The organism is Amycolatopsis sp. NPDC003861 (assembly GCF_053605405.1).
Map to the genome: position 1 here is coordinate 1 of NZ_JBSGJD010000433.1, position 4,447 is coordinate 4,447.

Sequence of the window (4,447 nt, forward strand, 5' to 3'; positions counted from 1 at the left end):
CCGGCGGCGTCACCGTGATGGCGACGCCGGGGACGTTCGTCGAGTTCAGCCGCCAGCGCGGGCTCGCCCCGGACGGCCGGGTCAAGGCGTTCGCCGAGGCGGCCGACGGCACCGGCTGGGGCGAAGGCGCCGGCGTGCTGCTGGTCGAGCGGCTGTCGGACGCCCGGCGCCACGGCCACGACGTCCTCGCCGTGGTGCGCGGCTCGGCGGTCAACCAGGACGGCGCGTCCAACGGTCTCACCGCACCCAACGGACCGGCCCAGCAACGAGTGATCCGGGCGGCTCTGGACAGCGCTCGGCTGTCCACTTCGGACGTCGACGTCGTCGAAGCCCACGGCACCGGCACCACTCTGGGTGACCCGATCGAAGCCCAGGCGCTGCTGGCGACCTACGGCCAGGACCGGGAAACGCCGTTGTGGCTGGGTTCGGTGAAGTCGAACATCGGCCACACCCAGGCGGCGGCCGGTGTCGCCGGGGTGATCAAGATGGTCATGGCCATGCGCCACGGCGTCCTCCCGAAGACGTTGCACGTCGACCGTCCTTCGTCCCATGTGGACTGGTCGGCCGGTGCGGTGGAGCTGTTGACCGAGCCGCGCGAGTGGACGGCCGACCGGCCGCTGCGGGCCGCGGTGTCGTCGTTCGGCGTCAGCGGCACCAACGCGCACACCATCCTCGAGTCCGTCCCGCCCGCCGAGCCCGTGCCCGCGGAGGCGCCGGTGGGCACGCTGACGCCGTGGCCGCTGTCGGCGAAGACGCCGGAAGCGGTGCAGGAGCAGCTTTCCCGCCTCGCCGAGGTGCCGGCCGACCCCGCGGCCATCGCCCGGACGCTGACCACCCGGACCGCCCTCGGCCACCGCGCGGTCGTCCTCGACGGCAAGGTGGTCACCGGGGAAGCCCGGGAGGACACCCGGCTGGCGGTGTTGTTCACCGGCCAGGGCGCCCAGCGGATCGGGATGGGCCGTGAGCTGTACCAGCGGTTCCCGGTCTACGCCTCGGCGTTCGACGAAGTGTGCGCGCACTTCCGGCCGGAGCTGCGCGAGGCCTTCGACGACGCCGAGCGCCTGGAGCGCACGGAGTTCACCCAGCCGGCGTTGTTCGCTCTCGAGGTCGCCCTGTTCCGCCTGGTCGAGTCGTTCGGCGTACGCCCGGACTTCGTCGCCGGGCATTCGATCGGGGAGATCGCGGCCGCGCACGTGGCCGGGGTGCTGTCCCTGTCCGATGCGTGCACGCTGGTCTCGGCCCGAGCCTCCTTGATGCAGGCGCTGCCGCCGGGCGGGGCGATGGTCTCGATCGCCGCGCCGGAGCCGGCCGTCACCTTGATCGAGGGCGTCTCGATCGCGGCGGTGAACGGCCCCGAGTCGGTGGTCATCTCCGGCGAGGAGTCCGCGGTCCTCGAAGTCGCGGCGCAGTTCCCCAAGACCAAGCGCCTGTCGGTGAGCCACGCGTTCCACTCGCCGTTGATGGACCCGATGCTCGACGAGTTCCGCGCGGTCGTCGAACAACTCCAGTACCACCCGGCCGAGATACCGGTGCTCTCGAATGTGAGCGGTGCTCTCGCTTCGTCGTTCACGGCGGACTACTGGGTCCGGCACGTCCGGGAACCGGTCCGGTTCGCCGACGGTGTCGCGGCACTCGAAGCCGAAGGTGTCGGCACCTTCCTCGAACTCGGCCCCGACGGCGTCCTCAGCGCGATGGTGCCGGGGGCGGCCTTCCCCGCGCTGCGGCGGGACCGCGACGAGGAACGCACCCTGCTGACCGCCCTGGCCGGGATGTGGGTCCGCGGCGGCACCGTCGACTGGGCGGCCCACCTGCCCGCCGGACCGCGGGCCGACCTGCCCCCGTACCCGTTCCAGCGCGAACGGTTCTGGCCGCGCCCCGCACGGCACCACGTCGAGCTCGACCGGTACCGGATCGCCTGGACTCCTTTGGCGCCCACCGGGACGCGTGCCCTCGCCGGCGACTGCCTCGTCGTCGACCCGTCCCCGCAGCTCGAAGCGGCCCTGGCCGGGTGGGACGGCCGCGTGGTGCGCCTCGACGGCCCGGTCACCGCCGAGGACCTGCGGGGCATCGACCCGGTCGTCGTGCTCAGCGGCGCCGGACCGGAACCGACCATCGGCCTCCTCCGAGCCCTCGGCGACGCCGGGATCGACGCACCGCTGTGGTGCGTCACGTCGGGCGCCGTCCGGGTCACCGACGCGGACCCCGCACCGGATCCGGACCAGGCCGCCGTCTGGGGCCTCGGCCGCGTCGCCGCGCTCGAACACCCGGACCGCTGGGGCGGCCTGATCGACGTTTCGTCCACTGTGGACCCGAAGAATTTCCAGGCGTTGCTCGGCGGTGGCGAGGACCAGATCGCCCTCCGCGCGGAAGGGATCTTCGGTCGTCGGCTCGAGCACGCGCCTCCGGCGGGTCCTAAGTGGACTCCGCGTGGCACCGTGCTCGTCACCGGCGGTACCGGAGCGCTCGGGTCGCACGTCGCCCGCCGTCTCGCCCGCGAAGGCGCCGACCACCTCGTGCTCGTCTCGCGCCGGGGCGCCGACGCGCCGGGTGCCACCGAACTGGGTGCGGAACTCGCCGAGCTGGGCACCCGGGTGACGTTCGCCGCCGGCGACGTCGCGGACCGGGACTTCGTGGCCGACCTCCTGGAGCGATTCAGCCCCGGGCTCACCGCCGTCGTGCACACGGCCGGCGTCGTCCGATCCGCCCCCTTGTCCGAAGTGGACGACTTCGCGGACCACTGGGCGGCCAAGGCGGCCGGTGCCCGCCACCTCGACGAACTCCTCGCCGACACCGACCTCGACGCGTTCGTCCTCTTCTCCTCGATCGCCGGCGTCTGGGGCAGCGGGCAGCAGGGCGGCTACGGCGCCGCCAACGCCTACCTCGACGCGCTCGCCGAAGCCCGCCGCGCCCGCGGCCTGGCCGCTACCGCGGTGGCCTGGGGCCCGTGGGCGGACGGCGGGATGGCCGCCGACAACGACGCCGAGGACTACCTTTTCCGCCGCGGCCTCCGCGCGCTGAATCCGGACGCGGCCGTCTCGGCCCTGCTCCACGCTGCGGGAAGCGACACGAACGTGACCGTCGCCGACGTCGACTGGCCCCGGTTCACCGCCGCCTTCGCCTCCCGGCGGCCGAGCCCGCTGCTGACCACCATCCCCGAAGCCGTCCTCGAGGAACCGGTGGCCGAACCCGGCGGTCTCGTCACTCGGCTGCGCGGCCTGTCCCCGGCCGCCGCCGGCGACGTGCTGCTGCAGCTGGTCCGCGACCAGGCCGCCGCGGTGCTCGGCCACCCCAGCGCGGCCGCCGTCGCCCCGGACCGGGCGTTCCAGGACCTCGGCTTCGACTCCCTGACCGCGATCGAACTGCGGGACGCCCTGCGCACGGAAACCGGCCTCGCGCTGCCCGCGACGCTCGTCTACGACTGGCCGACACCGGCGGCGCTCGCCGGGCACCTGCGGGCCGGCGTCCTGGGGGACGCCGTCGCCGCACCTCCCACGACGGTGTCCGCGGCCGCCGACGAGCCGATCGCGATCGTCGCGATGAGCTGCCGGTACGCGGGCGGCGTCGCCTCGCCGGAAGACCTGTGGCGCCTGGTGTCCGAGGGTGCGGACGCGGTGTCGGGCTTCCCCGCCGACCGCGGCTGGGACCTGGAGAACCTCTACGACGCCGACCCCGCGCGGCTCGGCTCGGTGACGGTGACCGAAGGCGCGTTCCTCGACGCGGCGGGCGCGTTCGACGCCGGGTTCTTCGGCATCTCGCCGCGTGAAGCCCTCGCGATGGACCCGCAGCAACGGCTCCTGCTGGAGCTCGCGTGGGAGGCCTTCGAGCGCGCGGGCCTCGACCCGGCGACCCTGCGGGGAAGCCGGACCGGCGTCTTCGCGGGCACGAACAGCCACGACTACACGACCCTGCTCCTCGGCTCGGCCGACGTCCTCGAAGGTCACCTGGCCACCGGCAACGCGGCGAGCGTCGCCTCGGGCCGGCTGGCCTACACCTTCGGGCTGGAAGGCCCGGCGGTTTCGGTGGACACGGCGTGTTCGTCGTCGCTGGTCGCGCTGCACCTGGCGGTCCAGTCGCTGCGGCTCGGCGAGTGCACGATGGCCCTGGCCGGCGGGGTGACGGTGATGGCGACGCCGGGGACGTTCGTCGAGTTCAGCCGCCAGCGCGGCCTCGCCGCCGACGGCCGCTGCAAGGCCTTCGCCGACGCCGCGGACGGCACGGCCTGGGGTGAAGGCGCCGGCCTGCTGCTGCTGGAGCGGCTGTCGGACGCGCAGCGCCACGGCCACCGGATCCTGGCCGTGGTCCGCGGCTCGGCGGTCAACTCCGACGGCGCGTCGAACGGCCTGACCGCGCCGACTCGCGATCCACCGCTGGCGCGCGGAAGAACCTCGGCAGGCCGCGGAATTGCTGCACGAGGCCGTCGCCCTCCGGCTGCCCGACCGGACGTTGC

Annotated in this window: 1 protein-coding gene; it reads left to right on the forward strand. The window is 74.1% G+C overall.

What is annotated here, in order from left to right; genetic code table 11:
• Positions 1-4,447 (forward strand): SDR family NAD(P)-dependent oxidoreductase (locus tag ACWEVN_RS46770; RefSeq protein ID WP_452055572.1); only part of this gene is annotated, 4,447 nt, incomplete at both ends.